The following is a 16,907-nucleotide window of genomic DNA, read 5'->3' as shown; positions in this document are numbered from 1 at the left end:
ACGACCGGAAAACCGGCGGCCGGCGCCCGTGGAGGCGCTGATTGAAGTTCACCCAGCTCAGACTGGCCGGCTTCAAGTCGTTCGTGGACCCGGCCGAATTGCGGATCGATCCCGGCCTGACCGGGGTGATCGGTCCCAACGGGTGCGGCAAATCGAATCTGCTTGAAGCGCTGCGCTGGGTGATGGGCGCCACGTCCGCAAAATCCTTGCGCGGCGGCGGCATGGAAGACGTGATCTTCGCAGGCACAGATAACCGGGCCGCGCGCGAAACCGCGCAAGTGACGCTGACCATCGACAATAGCGACCGCCGCGCCCCGGCCCAGTTCAACGACGCGGAAATGCTGGAGATCGTGCGCCGGATCGCGAGGGGCAAAGGATCTGATTACAAGATCAACGGCGAAGAGGTGCGCGCCAAGGACGTGCAGCTCCTGTTCGCCGACGCCGGCACCGGGGCGAACTCGCCGGCGCTGGTGCGTCAGGGCCAGATCTCCGAACTGATCAGCGCCAAGCCGGAAAACCGCCGGCGGGTGCTGGAGGAAGCCGCCGGCGTCGCAGGCTTGCGCGCCCGCCGGCGCGAGGCGCAGCTGCGCCTCAACGGCGCGGAGACCAATCTGGAGCGCCTGCAGGAGATCGTCACCGATCTGGATAATCGCTTCGCCAGCCTGCAGCGCCAGGCCAGACAGGCCGGACGCTATCGCGAGCTGTCCCAGTCCATTCGTAGCTTTGAGTCGCTGCTCTGGCTGCGCCGCTGGAGCGAAGCGAAAGAGAGCGCACAAACCGCCGAGGCGGCTCTAAAGGACGCCGACGCCGTGGCCGAAAAAGCCATGGTGGAGGCGGCTGTGAAGACTCGCGAGAGCGAAGCGGCCCAGGCGAAGGTCCAGCCGCTGCGCGAGGCCGAGGCCGAAGCCGCCGCCGCCCTGCGCCTGGCCGAGCGCACCCGCGATCAGCTCGACCGCGATCTTGAAGCCGTCCACGAGGCGATCACACGCCTTTCGGGCCGGCTGGGGGAGCTGGCCCAGGGCGAGACCCGGGAAGCCGAGCTCCACGCCGAAGCGGCCCAGGCGCTCGCCCGCCTGAAATCCTCGCTGTCAAAGCTGCGCGACGAAGCGGAAGCCGACGCCGCCGCGCAAGCGCGCGCCGAAGCCGCGCTTGCAAATGCAGACGCGGCGCGCGCCAAGGCGGAAAGCGAGCTGGACGCCGCCGGCGCTGCCAGCGCCGAGATCCGCGCGCGGCGCGAGAGCGCCAGACGGGCCGCGGAAACCGCCCGCCAGCGCGCCGACGCGCTGGCCGGTGAGGCTGAACGCGCCCGCAATTCGCTTGAGACGTTCAACGCCGAATCCCTGCCCGATCTGGACGCCTTGCAGGCCGAAGCCGAAGCCGCCGCCACCGCCCTGGATGACGCCCGCGCCGCGCTGGAAGCCGCCGACGCCGAGCTTGAAACCCGGCGCGCCGAAGTCGGCGAGGCGAGCCAGGCCGCCCGCGAAGCCGACGGTGAGGCTGGCGCCCTGTCGCGCGAGAAGGCGAGTCTTGAGCGCTTCCTCTCCGCCGGCGACGCCGAGGATCAGGCGCTGGAGGCCGTGCGCGCGGAGGCGGGTTATGAAAATGCGCTGGCGGCGGCGCTTGGCGAGGATCTTGAAGCGAGCCTTTCCGCCGCCGCGCCCCGGCGCTGGGCCGGCTCCGGCGCTGGCGGCGGTGCGAGCGCCGGAGCGCTGCCCGAAGGTGCGACACCGCTGTCTGATCTTGTGAGCGCGCCCGACGCGCTGAAACCCCGTCTCGCCGCCATCGGCGTGGTGGAGGACGACCAGCTTGAGGCCCTCGCCAGAACCCTAAAAGCGGGTCAGCGCCTTGTGACGAAGTCCGGCGCCCTGCGGCGCTGGGACGGGTTCGCGGCCGAGGCCGGTGCGCCCTCCCCGGCGGCGGTGCGTCTGGAGACCCGCAACCGGCTCACCGAAATCGAAATCCAGCTGGACGAGGCGAGTCGCGCCGCCAATCAGAAGCGCGACGCGGCGCAGGCGCTCAAAGCCGGGCTCGTCGAGGCTGAAACCACCGCCGAGACCACGCGCACGGTCGCCCGCGACGCCGAACGCAGCCTGCGCGGCGCCGAGCGGACCCTGGCCCAGGCCCAGGCCGAAGCGGCGCGCGCCGAAGCGAAGAAAGCCGGTCTCGTCGACGCTCTGGAGCGCGCCGAGGCGCGGCTTACGGGCGCGCGCGGCGAGTCTGAAATCGCGGAGACCGCCTGGCGCGAGGCCATGGAGGCCGATGACGGCCATGGCGCGCTGGAGGCCGCGCGCACCAAAGCCGAGCGGGCCCGCGGCGCCGCGGCGGATGCGCGCGCCGCGCTGGAGACCGCCAAGCGCGAAGCCCAGGGCCGCCGCCACCGGATCGCGGCGCTGGAGCGCGAACACGCCGACTGGACCCGCCGCGAGGTCAGCGCGCGCGAACGCCTCGATACGCTGAAGAGCCGCAAGGCCGAGACCGAAACAGAGCTGGAGGCCGCAAAGGCGCGCCCCGGCGAGCTGGACGCCCGGCGTCCCGACCTGATCGAAGCGCTGCAAGAGGCGGAGAAACACGCTGAAGACGCCCGCGCGCGCGTCGCCGAGGCTGAAACCGGCCAGCGCGAGTTCGACGCCGCCCTGCGCGCCGCCGAGAAAACCGCCGCCGAGGCCCGCGAATCACGCGCCGCCGCCCATGCCCGGCTGGTGGCGGCCAGAGAGCGTCTGGAAGAAACCGTCGAGCGCCTCACCGACGCCACGGGAGAGCCCCCGGAGACGCTGGCGCAGCGCGGCGTGTCCAGCGAGTTCAAGGATCTGTCCTCCACTGAGCTGGAGCGGCGCGTTGACGAGGCGCGCCTCGCCCGTGAGCGGCTGGGCGCGGTCAATCTGCGCGCCGACGAGGAATCGCGTGAACTGGACGCCGAGCGCGAGCGCCTCAAGCGCGAACGCGACGACCTCACCGAAGCGGTGGCGCGCCTTCGCAAGGCGGTGGACACTTTGTCGCGCGAGGGCCGCGCCCGCCTGCTGGAGGCGTTCGAGACGGTGGACGGCCATTTCCAGAAGCTGTTCTCCACCCTGTTCGGCGGCGGCCACGCCCGCCTGGAGCTCACCGAAAACGATGATCCGCTGGAGGCGGGACTGGAAATCTTCGCATGCCCGCCGGGCAAGAAGATGGCCACCATGAGCCTGATGAGCGGCGGCGAGCAGGCCCTCACCGCCACGGCGTTGATTTTTGCGGTGTTTCTGGTCAATCCGGCGCCGGTCTGCGTTCTGGACGAGGTGGACGCCCCGCTCGACGACGCCAATGTGGACCGCTACTGCACCATGCTTGAAGAGATGCGCTCCATGACCGAAACGCGCTTCCTGGTGATCACTCATAACCCGGTCACCATGAGCCGCATGGACCGGCTCTTCGGCGTCACCATGGGCGAGCGCGGCGTCTCCCAGCTGGTGTCCGTCAATCTGAAGGCCGCCGAAGCGCTCGTCGCCGCCGAGTAAGCGGAAAATATCAATATTTTCAATGCGGAAGCCACGCGCCAAGCTTGCTTGACTTGGTATAGGCCCGCTTATAGGGTGCGCGCGCCTGAAGGGGAGGTCTTCTTCAGGCCGCTGATGATATATGTCCAATAGAGACGATCCGACACAGAACGCATCCGACCGTGACGATTTCGAGCGGCGCCTCGCGGCAAAGCTTGAAAAACGGCGGGCCGAGCAGGCCGAAACGGCTCCGACGAACTGGAGCCAGGGTGTGCGTTACGGCTCGGAGTTCGCGGGAGGGGTTCTCGCGGGGGCCGGTTTGGGTTATCTCGCCGATCGAGTGTTCGGCTGGACACCCTGGGGGCTCCTAATCGGGGTGCTGGCGGGTTTCGCGGCGGGTACGCTGAATGTCGTACGCGCAGCTTCGAATATGAACCGCGACGGTTCGCCCTGACGGGCGCGGCGCGGATGGTGAATGCAGGCTGGCGCACGCGCGCCGTGAAGGAAAGGGCCGGGTGTGGCGGAAGCGACGAACCCGATCAAGCAGTTCGAGATCCATCCGATCGCCCCGTTCAATATCGGCGGCGTGGATCTGTCTTTCACGAACTCCAGCTATTTCATGGTCGTCTCGGCCGTGCTGGTGGCCGGCCTTTTGTGGCTGTCCATGTCCAAGCGCGCCCTGGTGCCAGGCCGCGCCCAGTCGGTCGCGGAAATGACCTACGAGTTCGTCGCCGGCATGATCCGCTCGACCACCGGCGATGCGGGCCTGAAATTCTTCCCCTTCGTGTTCACGTTGTTCACCTTCATCCTGATGGGCAACTTGCTGGGTATGATGCCGTATTTCCCGGCGCCGGAGTTTCACGGCTTCACTTTCACCAGCCACATCATCGTCACCTTCGCCATGGCGCTTCTGGTGATGGGGATCGTGGTGGGTTACGGCGTGTTCAAGAACGGGCTGAAGTTCTTCTCGATCTTCTTCCCCGCCGGCGTGCCGTGGCCGCTCTATATTCTACTGACCCCGATCGAGCTCATCTCCTTCCTGTCACGTCCGGTGACTCTCGGGGTTCGTCTTTTCGCCAACATGCTGGCCGGCCACATTCTTCTGAAAGTGTTCGCCAGCTTCATCGTGATGCTGGGTTCGGTGGGGGCGCTTGGCGTCCTGGGCGCCGTGGCTCCGCTGATCATGGTCGTCGCGTTGACCGCGCTGGAATTCCTGGTGGCTTTCCTCCAGGCCTACGTGTTCGCCGTGCTGACCTGCATCTATCTCTCTGACGCGCTCCATCCTGGACATCACTAGGGCGCGCCGGGCAGATCCATCCTTTCTATCCAACCGCACCGTTCATCTACGAGGAGTATCACCATGGACGCGGAAGCCGCCAAATACATCGGCGCTGGTCTGGCCACCTTTGGCATGCTGGGCGCCGCTCTGGGCGTGGGCAACATCTTTTCCAGCTTCCTGGCTGGCGCCCTGCGCAACCCCTCCGCAGCTCAGGGCCAGTTCGGCAACCTGATCTTCGGTTTCGCCGTGACCGAAGCGCTGGGCATCTTCTCGCTGCTCATCGCGCTTCTCCTGCTCTTCGTCGTCTAACACCTTCGACGAGCGTTGCGGTTTGAGTCCGCCGGGCGGTCTGCAGCAGCAGTCCGTCCGGCGCAAACCGTTCCCGACAAAGCCTTGCTGCTCTTAAGGGAGGCCGCCCGTGACGGCGCCGCAAACACCTGCAGGCGCGGACTACGCCGCTGAAGCTGCGTTCCCGCCCTTCGACCCCACCTATTTTGCGTCGCAGCTTTTCTGGCTGGCGATCAGTTTCGCGCTGCTTTACTTGCTGCTGTCGCGTTTCGTTCTGCCGCGCATCGGCGGAGCCATCGAGGAACGCCGTGATCGCATCGCGGACAATCTCGACGCCGCCGCCGACATGAAGGCCCAGGCCGACGAGACGGTGAAGGCTTACGAAAAAGAACTCGCCGACGCGCGTGCACGCGCCTCGGCCTTCGCCGCCGAGGCCAAGGCCGACGCGGACAAGGACATTGCTGACGCGACCCGCGAAGCCGACGCCGAGCTGGACGCCAAGCTTGAAGACAGCGAAAAGCGCATCAAGGAAAGCCGCGACAAGGCTCTCGCCGAAGTGCGCACCATCGCAGCCGGCGCGGCCGCCGCCGTGGCCAGTCATCTGGCCGGGCTGGACGTCAGTGAAGCCGACGCGGAAAACGCCGTCGATCAGGCGCGGAGCTAGACCATGCAATACATGCTCTCCGACACGACATTCTGGGCCTTTGTGGGCCTGGTGCTCTTCTTCATCGTGCTGTTTATTTTCGGTGCGCCGAAGATGATCGCCAAATCCCTCGACGACCGGTCCGACCGGATTCGCACCGAGCTGGACGAGGCGCGCCGCCTTCGTGAGGAAGCCCAGGAGCTCCTGGCCTCCTACAAGCGCAAGCAGTCCGAAGCGGCCAGGAACGCCGAAGAGATCATCAAACAGGCCAGATCCGAGGCCGAATATCTGCGCGAAAGCGCCCAGAAAGAGATCGCCCAGCGCATCGAGCGCCGCACCGCTCTGGCCGAGCAACGCATCGCCCAGGCTGAGGCGCAGGCCTCCAAAGAGGTGAAGGCCCTGGCCGCCGACCTCGCCGTAGACGCCGCGCGCATGCTGCTCACCGATAAGATGACGAAGACCCAGCGCAACGCGCTGCTGAAGACCGACATCTCCAGCGTCAAGGATCGCCTGAACTAAGGCCCCCTGGCCAAAGATCGGCCTTCATCACTGAACCAAACAAGCCTGGACGCCTGCGCGTCCAGGCTTTTTCTTGGGCGGGCGCCGTGCGTGTCTCTCGATACGCTCAAGACGGGGCCGGGGGTTTGGCTGGCGTGCCGAACGGCCCGAAGCGCCGGATCCGGCTCGGGCGGGATCAAGGTCCGCGCAAGAGCTTTTCAAGCCTGAGCGCCATCACCCTCCTCGTACGACGACGCCGGCCCCCTCCCCCATCGAGGGGAGGACGGAAAAGCCGAGGGCTCTGTCCCTCCCCTGGATGGGGAGGGTGTCAGGCGAAGCCTGACGGGTGGGGTGAGAGGGCGGGCGCAAATTCCGACGAGGTCGGAGCAGCACCTCCTCCCCCGAACTGGCACACGGCCCACGGCCACCTCACCACCACCCATGAAAAAACCCGCCGCAGAAGCTCTGCGGCGGGTTCTTTGTTCGGCGCGGCGTTGAAAGCTTATGCTTCGGGAGCCGGCGGCGGCGCGACGGAGCCGGCGGCGCCGGACCCCTGCTGGCGGCGGGCGGCCTTGAACATCAGCACGTCCCATTGGGACATGGACAGCATCTGGGCGTAGATCGCGCCGAGATAGGTGTTATCGCGCAGCTCGGCCAGGATGTTCGGCTCGAGCTTCTGCAGCTTCTCCCCAGAAATTCCCCAATAGCTGGCCACCACCTGCGGCTCGCCGACCGGCTGGCCCTGAGCGTCGCGCGGCTGGAAGTTCACCTGCTGCTGATCCAGCAGGTCCAGTTCTTTCACACGGTCCATGAAGGTCTGCGTGACAGCCACGTCGGACTCAAACCGGCGCACGAAATCAATGGCGCGGTTGGTGAACTCGGACGGCTGGCCGGCCTCGGTGAAGAAGGGCTCGTCAGGCGTGCTGGAGAACAGAGCCGACCCGGTGTCCACACAGACCGTGAAGCGGTCCTTGCTGTCAGTGTGCGTTGCGGACACGAAAGGATAGCGGCGCACATAGGCCGGCACGTAGACGCCCGCTTCGTAGTGACCGTCCTCGTTCACGAACAGATTGGCGCCCTGCTGCAAGCCCATGGCCGCCACAGGCGTCTTGTTCTCGCCAAGGAAAATGATCGGGAATCGCGCGCAGGCGCTGGAGAATTCACCGAGCGTCAGCGGCACGAAATGGGTTTCGCGCAGGAAGTCGAACGGGCGGTCGCCGTATTTCAGGCCCTTGCCTTTATGCTGGGCGAGATTGAGCGGCTCGGGCTTCTTGTAAAGCGGAAGCGACCCTTGAACGGTCGCCTGGTTTGCGGGCGCGTCGGCCATGATAATTCCCCCTGGCGGATGATCTGGGGTTTGCTAGCGCAGACCGAGCCTTGAGGCAACAAACCGAGGCGCCGTCACGGTAAACGCGGCGGAGGCGTCAGGGCGGCGAGATCAGCCGGCGCTGCAGCTCGGCGTCCGGCATGGCGCAAAGGTAAGCCCGGCCGAACCATTTGATCCGATTGCGCGCCAGGACCCGGTAGACCGGCTCGCGCAATGGTCCTGGAACACAGGCGCCGACCCAGGCCAGCGCCCGCCAGGGCATGGAGAGCCGACGGCCCGCGGCGATCACCGCCCGGGCGCCGGTGAGCGCCTCGCCATCCTTCAGCAAGAGCCAGCTTTCAGGATCGTCGGGATCAAGCCCGTGCGTGATCAGGAGAGACCGGCCAAGCGCTCCCTGAAGCGGGGCGATGCGGAACAGATCCCGGGGGTCGTGGGCCGCAATCGTGCGGGCTCCCCAACTGCACACCGCGCAGCGGCCGTCCATGACCACGACAAGCTTGCCCGCCGGCGCCTCGGTCTCCATCCCGGCCTCCCTTGCGTAATTGAGCACGCTGTAACGCGCGGCGGACACGCAGGGAAAACCATACCAGACGGCGAAGCGATCGGGGCGCGGCCAGATGTCCCGGCTGTTTGTTGCGGCTGTCTATCCCGGCCCGATGACCAGGCCGGGATCACGGAGGCGTTCAGCCGCCGAAGCGATAGCCCAGGCGCACGCCGAACTCGTCCAGCGCCTGATTGCGGCCCGAAGCGAGGATCTGACCGTGGGAGAAGTGTTCGTAATAGGCGCCGACGGCCCATGTCTCGGTGAGCGCGTAATCGAGACCAAGGCGCGAATGGAACAGCCAGTCCGATCCCAGAAGGGCGCGGGTGCGCGCGGTTTCGATACGCACGGGATCGTCAGGCGGCAGATCGACAATGTCGTCGACGCCGTCATTATAGCTGATCCCGAAGGCGCCCTCGATGGACCAGCGGTCAGAGAACCGCCCGGTCCAGTTCAGGCCCGTGGCCACCAGATTGGTGTAGCCCTGGGTGCTGATGGATGCATAGACGTAGGGCCTCGGCGCGCCGATCGGGGCCAGGAAATCAGGGCTTTTAAACAGCGCCTCAAGGCCGATCTGAGGCCCGTCCTCAGCGTGATCGACCACGTCGTGGGCGACCAGGGCGACGCGGACTTCTTCAACGAGCTGAGCGTGGACAGGTGCGGCGGCGAGCGCGGCGAACGCTCCGGCGACAAGCAAAGCTTTCATGGTGTCATCCCCCAGAGACTACGTGGTTTGCGCGCACCATACGCCGGTGCGCGCCCCCGGCAAAGCGCCTAAAAGCCCTCGGCCTCAAGCGCTTCAGCGTAGGCCCAGTCGAGCCACGGCCCCAGGGCGGCGACATCGTCGGCGTCCACCGTCGGGCCGCACCAGATGCGAAGCCCTGCGGGCGCCTTGGGGTGCGGGGCGATGTCATAGGCCGCGCCTTCGCGGTCCAGCAATGCGGCCATGCGCCGGCTCACCGCCCAGCGCTCGCTTTCCGACTTGCCTTCAAGCTCGGCGCCGGAGAATTTCAGCGTCACCGAAGTGGTGGAACGCGTGGCCGGATTCTGGGCCAGATAGTCAATCCACGAACAGCCCTCCACCCAGTCGGCGAGCGCGGCCGCGTTGGCTTCGGTGCGCGCCACAAGACCACTGAGCCCGCCTTCCTTGGCGGCCCATTTCAGGGCGTCGATATAATCTTCGGTGGCCAAGAGCGAGGGCGTGTTGATGGTGGAGCCCTCATAGAGCTGCGCGTCTTCCTCGCCGGCTTCAAACAGCTGCAGGATGCGCGGCACCGGCCAGCTGGGACGGAAGGTGCGCAGGCGCTCGCGGGCCCGCGGCGAGAATACGGCGATGCCGTGCTGGGCCTCGCCGCCCATGCATTTCTGCCAGCTGAACGTGGTCACATCCAGCTTCTCCCAGGGCATGTGCATGGCGAAGGCGGAGCTGGTGGCGTCGCAGATCGTCACGCCCTTGCGGTCATCGGGAATCCAGTCCGCGTCGGGCATGCGCACGCCGGCCGAGGTGGCGTTCCAGGTGAAGACCTGATCGTTATTGAGCGCATCGGCCTTTGAGTAATCCGGCGCGAGCCCGAACGGCGCCTCATAGGTGGACAGCCCGGCGGGTTTCAGCTCGTCACGCAGATCCACCGTCCAGCGCCGGCCGAATTCGTCGCACGAGAAGACGTCCACGCCCCGTGCGCCGATCATCGACCAGAGCGCGCCTTCCATGGCCCCGGTGTCGGAGGCGGGCAGGATTGCGACCTTGTAGTCGGCCGGCACCTCAAGAACCGCCGCCGTGCGCTCGATCGCCTCGTGCAGGCGCGCCTTGGGCGTTCCGCCGCGATGGGTGCGCCCCAGCGGCGCATTGGCGAGGCAGGCGAGCTCCCAGCCGGGCCGCTTCTTGGTGGGGCCGGAGGAAAAACGCGGATCGGCGGGGCGGGCGGGCGGCTTGGGTCGGCTCATGGACAGGCTCCGGATGGTCGTTTTGAAGCGATACCGGTAGGCGCTTAGACCGCAAGGGTCAAACCTCTTGGCCCCGGTTCCCGCCAAGGCCCGATCAAGGGCGGGGCAAGACCCGGTCAAGGCGATAGTCCGCGTCCGCTTGACCGCCCCGGCGCACCCGCATACCGCTCCTCCCATGATGCTTGACGATCAGCGCGCCCATTTCGACCTGCCCGCGGGCGAGGCCTATTTCAACGCGGCCCAGATCGGTCCCATGCCGATTATTGCGGCCCGGGCGGGCGCGGCGGCCTTCGCCGCCAAGACCCAGCCCTGGCGCTCGACGACCCAGGGCGATTTCTTCGATGCGCCAGAAGCCCTGCGCGCCTCGGCCGCGCGCCTGTTCGGCGCGGGCGCGGAGGATGTGGCGCTGGTTCCGGCCGCGAGCTACGGGCTCGCCACAGCCGCCGCGAACATCACGCTGGCGCCCGGCCAGGAGATCGTGATCCTGGACGGCCAGTTTCCCTCCAATGTCTATACCTGGCGGCGCATGGCCGCAGACAGCGGCGCACGCCTGCGCACCGTCTCGCGCAACGCCGGCGAGACCTGGACCGAGGCGCTGCTGACCGCGATTCGTCCGCAGACCGGGCTTGTGGCCTGCGGCGCGGTGCACTGGATCGATGGCGGGCGCATCGATCTGGAGGCGGTGTCGAAGGCGGCCAGGGCCCGGGGCGCGGCGCTGGTGCTCGACCTCACCCAGTCGCTGGGCGTGATGGCGTTCGACGCCGCGCGCGTCGATCCCGATTTTGCGGTGGCCGCTGCGTATAAATGGCTGCTGGGCCCCTACGCCACCGGCTTTCTTTATGCGGCCCCGCGCCGACAGGACGGCCGGCCGCTGGAGGAGAACTGGATCAACCGGGCGGACAGCGAGGATTTCTCGCGCCTGATCGAGTATCGCGACGCCTATGCGCCCGGCGCGCGGCGCTATGACATGGGCGAGCGGTCCAATCATCAGCTTGTCCCGGCGGCGCTGGCCTCGCTTGAGTATCTTCACGGGCTGGGCGTGACGGCCATCGCCGGCCATATCGCGGCCATGAACACGATGATCTCAGAGCGCCTCAGGGCGTCCGGCTTCGCCGACGACACGCCCGACCGGGCCGGCCATTACCTGTCCCTGGCCCTGCCCGATGGCGCGCCTGGCGATCTCGCCGCGCGGCTCAAAGACGCTGGCGTGCATGTCTCCCAGCGCGGCCCGCGGCTTCGCATCTCGCCCCATATCTACACCAGCGAGGGCGATATCGACCGCCTGGACGACGCCGTGCGCGCGATCCTGTCTTGAGCCCGCAAACACCCGGATTGAAGGGATGGGGCGGGCTGGGCGTTCTGGCGCTGACCTGGGGCTCGGCGTTTGCGTTCATCGCCGTAGGCGTGGAAAGCCTGACGCCCAGCCTTGTGGCGTTCGGACGGCTGGCCCTGGGCGCGGTCCTCCTTACCGCCTTCGCCCTGCATCGCGGCCGAGTCCTGCCGCCGCTTACCGACCGGCGCTGGCTGTGGTTCGGCGCGCTCGGCCTCTTCGGCAACGCGCTTCCCTTCACCCTGATCGCCATCGGCCAGCAAAGCGTGCCGTCGGGCGTGGCGGGCATCCTCATGAGCATGACGCCGCTGGCGATCATCGCGGCGGCCCATTTCGTGCTGCCCGGCGAGCGCCTCAGCCCGCTGAAAACCGCCGGCTTCCTGATCGGATTTTCCGGCGTCGTGCTGCTGATCGGGCCCAGCGCCCTGGACGGCGTCTTGTCGGCGAGCTTTATCGGCCAGGCGCTGATTTTCGCCGCGACGCTCTCCTACGCCACCAACGCCATCCTCTATCAGGCAGGGCCGGAAACGAGCCCAAGCGTGGTGGCCGCCGCCAGTCTGATCTGCGCGGCGGTGCTCGCCCTCCCCCTGGTGGTCTTCGACATCGCCACCGGCCAGCAGGCGGGCGCGCCCACCTTCGCATCCCTCGGCGCGGTGGCCGCGCTGGGGCTCCTGCCCACGGCGCTGGCGGCGATGGTCTACATGGCAATCGCCCGCCAGGTGGGTGCGGCCTTCATCGCGCTGGTCAATTACGCCGTGCCGGTGGTGGCCGCCCTGATCGGATTTTTCCTGGGCGAGGCCATGGGCGTTCGCGCCTGGATCGCGCTCGCGGTGATCCTGGCCGGCGTCTTCATCGCCCGGCGCGGCGATCTCCGTGCACGGGCGAAATCGGCGGCGAGAAAACCCGATCGGTGACCCTTGGCCAGACCGGCCTGTCCACAGCTACAGGCGGCGCCGCCCTGGTGGGCCTCATCCTGTCTTAAGGAATGTGAGTCGAAACGAATTTTTTTAACCATTTGATTCGCCATGATTTCCTTGCCCGACTCAGCTTGCAGGACTCGATTCCATTGAATGAGTCAAATGGCTGTTAACTTCTCCTAAGGGATTCTCGCCTCTCATAGCGAATAAGGTTAACGATTAATGCGTCGGACGGGCTCTTGATTCGTCCGCGGCCTAGGGAGGGGGAACCTGATGCGGGTCCTGCTGATCGAAGATGACCGCGCCACGGCGCAAGGGATCGAGCTGATGTTGAAGTCTGAGGGCTTCAACACCTATGTCACGGACTATGGCGAGGAAGGCGTCGATCTCGGCAAGTTGTACGATTACGACATCATCCTGCTGGATCTGAACCTGCCGGACATGCCGGGCTTCGACGTTCTCAAGACCCTGCGCGTGGCCAAGGTCGACACGCCGATCCTGATCCTTTCGGGCAACGCCGACATTGACAACAAGGTGCGCGGCCTCGGGTCCGGCGCCGACGATTACATGACCAAGCCCTTCCACAAGGAAGAGCTCATCGCGCGCATCCACGCCGTTGTGCGCCGTTCCAAGGGTCACAGCCAGTCGATCATCAAGACCGGCGACATCGCGGTGAATCTCGACGCCAAGACGGTGGAAGTGAACAATCAGCGCGTTCACCTGACCGGCAAGGAATACCAGATGCTCGAGCTTCTTTCCCTGCGCAAGGGGACGACGCTCACCAAGGAGATGTTCCTCAATCATCTCTATGGCGGCATGGACGAGCCGGAGCTGAAGATCATCGACGTGTTCATCTGCAAGCTTCGCAAGAAGCTCTCTGCGGCGACCGGCGGCGACAATCATATCGAAACCGTGTGGGGACGCGGCTATGTGCTGCGCGACCCGGTCGAGATCCAGAAAGCCGCCAGCGCTTAAGGCGCCGGCCTCAGACGATATTGAAAAGCCCCGGCCTCTCGGCCGGGGCTTTTTCGTTTCGGATCGGCGCTTGAGCCGCCGCCTACGCTTCCAGGAACGCTTTCAACGCCTCCACCACGCGGCGGTTATCGTCTTCAAGACCGACCGAGATGCGCAGCGCGTCCGGCAGGCCATAGGGCTGCAGGGGACGCACGATAAGTCCCTTCTCGGCCAGGAAGGCGCCCGCATCGTCGGCGCTCTTGCCCGTGCCCGGCGGGAAATGGACCAGCACGAAATTGCAGACCGACGGCGTGACCTCCAGACCCAGCCCGCCGATCTGCTGGTTCAGAAACGCCAGCCAGCGGTCATTGTGATCCTTGGATTTCTGCAGGAAGGCGTGGTCGCGAATGGCCGCGATCCCCGCCTCCATGGCGGGCAGGTTCACGTTGAACGGGCCGCGCACGCGGTGAATGACGTCAACGATCTCTTTCGGTCCGTACATCCAGCCGAGGCGAAGCCCGGCCAGGCCATGGATCTTCGAGAAGGTGCGCGTGACCACCACGTTCTCATACGCGTCCACCAGCGCCATGGGGTCTTCATAGCCCGGCGCATCGACGAACTCCTCATAGGCGCCGTCGAGCACCAGCAGCGTTTCCTTGGGCAGGTTCTCGCGCAGGCGGCGGATTTCCGAGCCCTTGATCCAGGTGCCGGTGGGATTGTTGGGATTGGCCAGGAAAACGATCTTGGCGTCGTCGCCGGCGGTTTTCAGAATCGAGTCCACATCGGCGGTGTAGCCGGCCTCCGGCGCGGAGACGATATGGGCGCCCGACTGCATCGCCACCAGGCGATAGACCAGGAAGCCGTACTGGGTCTGCACCACCTTGTCGCCGGGATCGAGATAGGCCCGGCCGATGAGCTGCAGCAGCTCATCAGAGCCGGAGCCGCAGACGATGCGCGCAGGATCAAGCTTTTCCGCCTCCGCGATGGCCTCGCGCAGCTTCGCCGCGCCGCCGTCGGGATAGACGTGCAGCTTTTCCATGGCGGCCTTGAAGGCCTCGGCGGCCTTGGGGCTGCATCCCAGCGCGTTTTCGTTCGAGGACAGCTTCACCGCGCCCTGGGGCGCCGCTGCGCCGGGGACGTAGGGCTTGATCTCGAGAATACCTGGGCGGGGCTGCAGCGTCATGGCGCGCCTTTCTTGTCTGTACGGGACTTCGTGTGGGGAGATAGCGCGGGCTTCGCCGCCCCTTCAAGGGATTTGACGCGGGCACGCACAGGCGTGCCGCCCGGACGCACCGCGCCCACATGCTTGACGGCCTCCACCAGGATCAATCCGCCCACCGGCGCCATGAGCGTGTCGCCGGCCTGTTCAAACATATCGGCGGCCTTGGGCTGGCAAGCCCAGCGCCAGGGCGGGGCGTAAAGCGCGCGCGACCAGGCGGTGGGCTCCAGCAGCGAATCGGTGAGCAGGCGCGAGATCTGCGTGCGCGAAAACGGCCGGCCATGGCCGAACGGCGTGGATTCGGCGCGCGCCCACAGCCCGGCCCGGTTGGGCACCACGATCGCCATGCGCCCCTCCGGCGCCATCACCCGCCAAAGCTCGCGCAGGAGCTTTCGAAGATCGCCCGCCTCCTCCAGCGCGTGGACCAGCAGAACCCGGTCAAACAGCGCTTCGGCGAAGGGAAGCCGCGCCTCATCGCCCAGCGCGGTGCGGCAGGGCCGGCGCGCCGGCCAGGCCACGGCCCCCTGGGTGGCGGGCATGTAGGCCACGGCCCGGCGGGCGTCCTTGAACTCGTCCAGCCATGGCGCGGCGAAGCCGTAGCCGAGAATGTCGAGCCCCTTGGTCTCCGGCCACAGCGCGGCGAGGCGCCGGCGCACCATCTCCCGCGACGCCTCGCCGCGGACCGAACGGTGAAAGCGGTCGATTTCAAGCGCGTCGGTGCGCATCCTGTCTGAGGCCTCGCGTGTTGCGTCAGGCCAATGATAGGCTTGCCAGGCCGCCCCGGTAAGGGGCGCACGGAAAAACCGCCTGCAAGATCTCCCGAAAGGAGCGCCATGGCTCTCGATGTGCGTCAATTCGCCTGCCTTGAGGATAATTACGGTTACCTGATCCGCTGCTCGAAAACCGGCGCCTGCGCCGCGATCGATACGCCGGACTCAGGCCGCATCCTGGAGGAGGCCCGCGCCATGGGCTGGGATATCGGCGCGATCTGGAACACCCACCACCATTTCGACCACGCCGGCGGCAACGCCGCGATCCGCGAGGCCACCGGCTGCAAGATCCTCGCGCCAGCCGAGGTGGACAGGATCGGCGATGTGGACCGCGTGCTCGCCCATGGCGACACGGTCCGGCTGGGCGCGCTTGAAGCCCAGGTGATTGATGTGGGCGGCCACACGCTCGGCCATATCGCCTTCTGGTTCAAGGACGCCGGCGCGGCGTTCGTGGGCGACGCCCTCTTCGCGCTCGGGTGTGGCCGCCTGTTCGAGGGCACGCCGCAGCAGATGCACGCCTCGCTGTCGCGCCTGAAGGCGCTGCCGCCGGAGACCGTGATCTATTGCGCCCACGAATACACCGCCGCCAACGCCCTGTTCGCGCTCAGCGTCGACGGCGAGAACCCGGCGCTCAAATCCTATGCCGAGAGGGTCGCGCTGGCCCGCGCCAGAAATAAACCCACCGTGCCCACCGTTCTCTCCGCCGAGCTTGCCGCAAACCCCTTCCTGCGCTGGGACGACCCGGCGCTTCGCGCCAATCTGGGGCTGGAACGCGCCGAAGACTGGGAAGTCTTCGCCGAGGTGCGCCGCCGCAAGGATAATTTTTAAGGGCGGCCGTCTCCGCCCGTTTACAGGGGGCAGAGATCCGTGGGCGAGCTCTATTGGTGAGGTTCGGCCTTTACCGCGAGACGCTATCGATAAGGCCTGCGAGGCGGCGGCGGACTAGCTGCGCCGTGAAAATCCGTAGCGAAGCGAGGACGCCAGCCCGGCGAGATCCGGGATATTGGCGCTGACCTTGCGCCAGCTCGCCTTGGCCTTCTCGATCTGCATGACGTTGCCGATGCGCCGGTCCAGGAAGGCGCGGGTGCGCGCCTTCTCCGGGTCGTCATCATTGATCCAGATCGCCAGCGTCGAGGCGTAGACCCCGGAGAGGATCGCGCGCTTGGAATAGAAATTGGCGTCGGTGCTCTTATCGCCGATCGCCTTCCAGATCATGTCGGACGTGGACCATAAAAGCCGCGAGCCACGGTCCAGCGCGTCAGGCAGAAGCAGGCGGGCGCGGGCGCGCTCGGCGGCTTCCTCCTCACCTTCAATCTGAGACAGCCGGATCATCACGGCGCCCGCGACCTTGTCACGGATGCGGTTGGCGCCGCTCGCCTCGATCTCGGTGCGCGCGTCGGCGTCGGCGGTGCGCGACCAGGTCTCGATCAGGTCGAGCACCCCGCCCGGGCAGTACAGCTCCACCTCGCCCGCGCTGAGGCCCGCCGTCTCGGCGGCGCGTTTGAGCGCGTCGCCGTTCCAGCCGTCAAAGGCGGCTTCGGGAAGAATCGCGTCCAGAAGCGCCTCGCGCGCGGTTTCGGCGCGGGTCTTCTTGCGGGGCTCAAAGGCGGGATCGGTATCGGTCATGGACTGAAACATAGCGCCGGGAGGCCGGGCCGTCGACGGGGCGCGGCGCACCGCCCCACCCTTTCAAAAAAGCTTTGAGGTAAAGAGGGTTAACAAGGCGC

At 66.7% G+C, this 16,907-nt stretch carries 17 protein-coding genes; 10 read left to right on the top strand and 7 right to left on the bottom strand.

All coding sequences use genetic code 11. From position 1 onward, the window contains the following. Positions 1-41 precede the first annotated feature (41 nt). From smc to ACWCOP_RS03410, 6 genes are all read left to right on the top strand, one after another. The gene (gene smc, locus ACWCOP_RS03435; protein WP_478249836.1) at positions 42-3,491 is read left to right on the top strand and encodes a chromosome segregation protein SMC; all 3,450 of its coding nucleotides are present in this window, start codon (positions 42-44) and stop codon (positions 3,489-3,491) included. A gap of 121 nt (positions 3,492-3,612) precedes the next feature. After that, positions 3,613-3,924, top strand: a complete 312-nt coding sequence (locus ACWCOP_RS03430; protein WP_478249835.1) for an AtpZ/AtpI family protein — start codon at positions 3,613-3,615, stop codon at positions 3,922-3,924. A gap of 63 nt (positions 3,925-3,987) precedes the next feature. Next, positions 3,988-4,767, top strand: coding sequence for a F0F1 ATP synthase subunit A (locus tag ACWCOP_RS03425; RefSeq protein ID WP_478249834.1), 780 nt, complete (start codon positions 3,988-3,990; stop codon positions 4,765-4,767). Positions 4,768-4,830: 63 nt separating this feature from the next. Further along, on the top strand, positions 4,831-5,058 hold the full coding sequence (locus ACWCOP_RS03420; protein WP_478249833.1) for a F0F1 ATP synthase subunit C: 228 nt from the start codon (positions 4,831-4,833) through the stop codon (positions 5,056-5,058). A gap of 109 nt (positions 5,059-5,167) precedes the next feature. Further along, positions 5,168-5,701: a F0F1 ATP synthase subunit B family protein gene (locus ACWCOP_RS03415; RefSeq protein ID WP_478249832.1), complete on the top strand. Its 534-nt coding sequence runs from the start codon at positions 5,168-5,170 to the stop codon at positions 5,699-5,701. A gap of 3 nt (positions 5,702-5,704) precedes the next feature. Next, complete coding sequence (locus ACWCOP_RS03410) at positions 5,705-6,199, top strand: F0F1 ATP synthase subunit B family protein (protein ID WP_478249831.1); 495 nt, start codon at positions 5,705-5,707, stop codon at positions 6,197-6,199. Positions 6,200-6,680: 481 nt separating this feature from the next. Here ACWCOP_RS03410 and ACWCOP_RS03405 read toward each other — a convergent pair whose 3' ends face one another. The 4 genes from ACWCOP_RS03405 to ACWCOP_RS03390 all read right to left on the bottom strand — a co-directional run bounded on the left by ACWCOP_RS03405 (position 6,681) and on the right by ACWCOP_RS03390 (position 9,990). Continuing rightward, complete coding sequence (locus tag ACWCOP_RS03405; RefSeq protein WP_478249830.1) at positions 6,681-7,505, bottom strand: SapC family protein; 825 nt, start codon at positions 7,503-7,505, stop codon at positions 6,681-6,683. Between the two features lie 97 nt (positions 7,506-7,602). Continuing rightward, the gene (locus ACWCOP_RS03400) at positions 7,603-8,076 is read right to left on the bottom strand and encodes a thiol-disulfide oxidoreductase DCC family protein (protein WP_478249829.1); all 474 of its coding nucleotides are present in this window, start codon (positions 8,074-8,076) and stop codon (positions 7,603-7,605) included. A 112-nt stretch (positions 8,077-8,188) separates the two neighbouring features. Next, positions 8,189-8,752, bottom strand: a complete 564-nt coding sequence (locus ACWCOP_RS03395; protein WP_478249828.1) for an acyloxyacyl hydrolase — start codon at positions 8,750-8,752, stop codon at positions 8,189-8,191. A 68-nt stretch (positions 8,753-8,820) separates the two neighbouring features. Continuing rightward, positions 8,821-9,990 carry a phosphoserine transaminase gene (locus tag ACWCOP_RS03390; protein WP_478249827.1) on the bottom strand — a complete coding sequence of 390 codons (1,170 nt, stop codon included), beginning with the start codon at positions 9,988-9,990 and terminating at the stop codon, positions 8,821-8,823. Positions 9,991-10,165: 175 nt separating this feature from the next. Between ACWCOP_RS03390 and ACWCOP_RS03385 the strand changes: the two genes are divergently transcribed. The 3 genes from ACWCOP_RS03385 (at position 10,166) to ctrA (ending at position 13,212) form a co-directional block, all read left to right on the top strand. Next, positions 10,166-11,305 carry an aminotransferase class V-fold PLP-dependent enzyme gene (locus ACWCOP_RS03385; RefSeq protein WP_478249826.1) on the top strand — a complete coding sequence of 380 codons (1,140 nt, stop codon included), beginning with the start codon at positions 10,166-10,168 and terminating at the stop codon, positions 11,303-11,305. Next, entirely contained in the window at positions 11,302-12,234 is a 933-nt protein-coding gene (locus ACWCOP_RS03380) for a DMT family transporter (protein ID WP_478249825.1), read from the top strand. Before ACWCOP_RS03385 ends, ACWCOP_RS03380 begins: the two co-directional genes overlap by 4 nt. Before the next feature lie 276 nt (positions 12,235-12,510). Beyond that, a complete protein-coding gene (gene ctrA, locus ACWCOP_RS03375) occupies positions 12,511-13,212 on the top strand; it encodes a response regulator transcription factor CtrA (RefSeq protein ID WP_478249824.1) in 702 nt (233 codons plus the stop codon). Between the two features lie 82 nt (positions 13,213-13,294). Here the strand turns inward: ctrA and hisC are convergent, their stop codons facing one another. Continuing rightward, a complete protein-coding gene (gene hisC, locus ACWCOP_RS03370) occupies positions 13,295-14,374 on the bottom strand; it encodes a histidinol-phosphate transaminase (protein ID WP_478249823.1) in 1,080 nt (359 codons plus the stop codon). Next, a complete protein-coding gene (locus ACWCOP_RS03365) occupies positions 14,371-15,135 on the bottom strand; it encodes a class I SAM-dependent methyltransferase (RefSeq protein ID WP_478249822.1) in 765 nt (254 codons plus the stop codon). The genes hisC and ACWCOP_RS03365 overlap by 4 nt, the downstream gene beginning before the upstream one ends. Before the next feature lie 108 nt (positions 15,136-15,243). Between ACWCOP_RS03365 and gloB the strand changes: the two genes are divergently transcribed. Then, complete coding sequence (gene gloB / locus ACWCOP_RS03360) at positions 15,244-16,008, top strand: hydroxyacylglutathione hydrolase (protein WP_478249821.1); 765 nt, start codon at positions 15,244-15,246, stop codon at positions 16,006-16,008. Between the two features lie 114 nt (positions 16,009-16,122). Here gloB and ACWCOP_RS03355 read toward each other — a convergent pair whose 3' ends face one another. Next, entirely contained in the window at positions 16,123-16,806 is a 684-nt protein-coding gene (locus tag ACWCOP_RS03355; protein ID WP_478249820.1) for a COQ9 family protein, read from the bottom strand. Positions 16,807-16,907 lie beyond the last annotated feature (101 nt).

Source organism: Apolloniradiicaulis salifontis (assembly GCF_053756655.1).
This window is presented reverse-complemented; position numbering and strand designations above follow the sequence as displayed.

Bases quoted from the DNA above. Each gene is read 5' to 3' on its own strand.
- ACWCOP_RS03430 (WP_478249835.1), top strand. From the start codon at position 3,613: ATGTCCAATAGAGACGATCCGACACAGAACGCATCCGACCGTGACGAT.
- ACWCOP_RS03420 (WP_478249833.1), top strand. From the start codon at position 4,831: ATGGACGCGGAAGCCGCCAAATACATCGGCGCTGGTCTGGCCACCTTT.
- ACWCOP_RS03410 (WP_478249831.1), top strand. From the start codon at position 5,705: ATGCAATACATGCTCTCCGACACGACATTCTGGGCCTTTGTGGGCCTG.
- ACWCOP_RS03405 (WP_478249830.1), bottom strand. From the start codon at position 7,505: ATGGCCGACGCGCCCGCAAACCAGGCGACCGTTCAAGGGTCGCTTCCG.
- ACWCOP_RS03395 (WP_478249828.1), bottom strand. From the start codon at position 8,752: ATGAAAGCTTTGCTTGTCGCCGGAGCGTTCGCCGCGCTCGCCGCCGCA.
- ACWCOP_RS03390 (WP_478249827.1), bottom strand. From the start codon at position 9,990: ATGAGCCGACCCAAGCCGCCCGCCCGCCCCGCCGATCCGCGTTTTTCC.
- ACWCOP_RS03385 (WP_478249826.1), top strand. From the start codon at position 10,166: ATGATGCTTGACGATCAGCGCGCCCATTTCGACCTGCCCGCGGGCGAG.
- ctrA (WP_478249824.1), top strand. From the start codon at position 12,511: ATGCGGGTCCTGCTGATCGAAGATGACCGCGCCACGGCGCAAGGGATC.
- hisC (WP_478249823.1), bottom strand. From the start codon at position 14,374: ATGACGCTGCAGCCCCGCCCAGGTATTCTCGAGATCAAGCCCTACGTC.
- ACWCOP_RS03365 (WP_478249822.1), bottom strand. From the start codon at position 15,135: ATGCGCACCGACGCGCTTGAAATCGACCGCTTTCACCGTTCGGTCCGC.
- gloB (WP_478249821.1), top strand. From the start codon at position 15,244: ATGGCTCTCGATGTGCGTCAATTCGCCTGCCTTGAGGATAATTACGGT.
- ACWCOP_RS03355 (WP_478249820.1), bottom strand. From the start codon at position 16,806: ATGACCGATACCGATCCCGCCTTTGAGCCCCGCAAGAAGACCCGCGCC.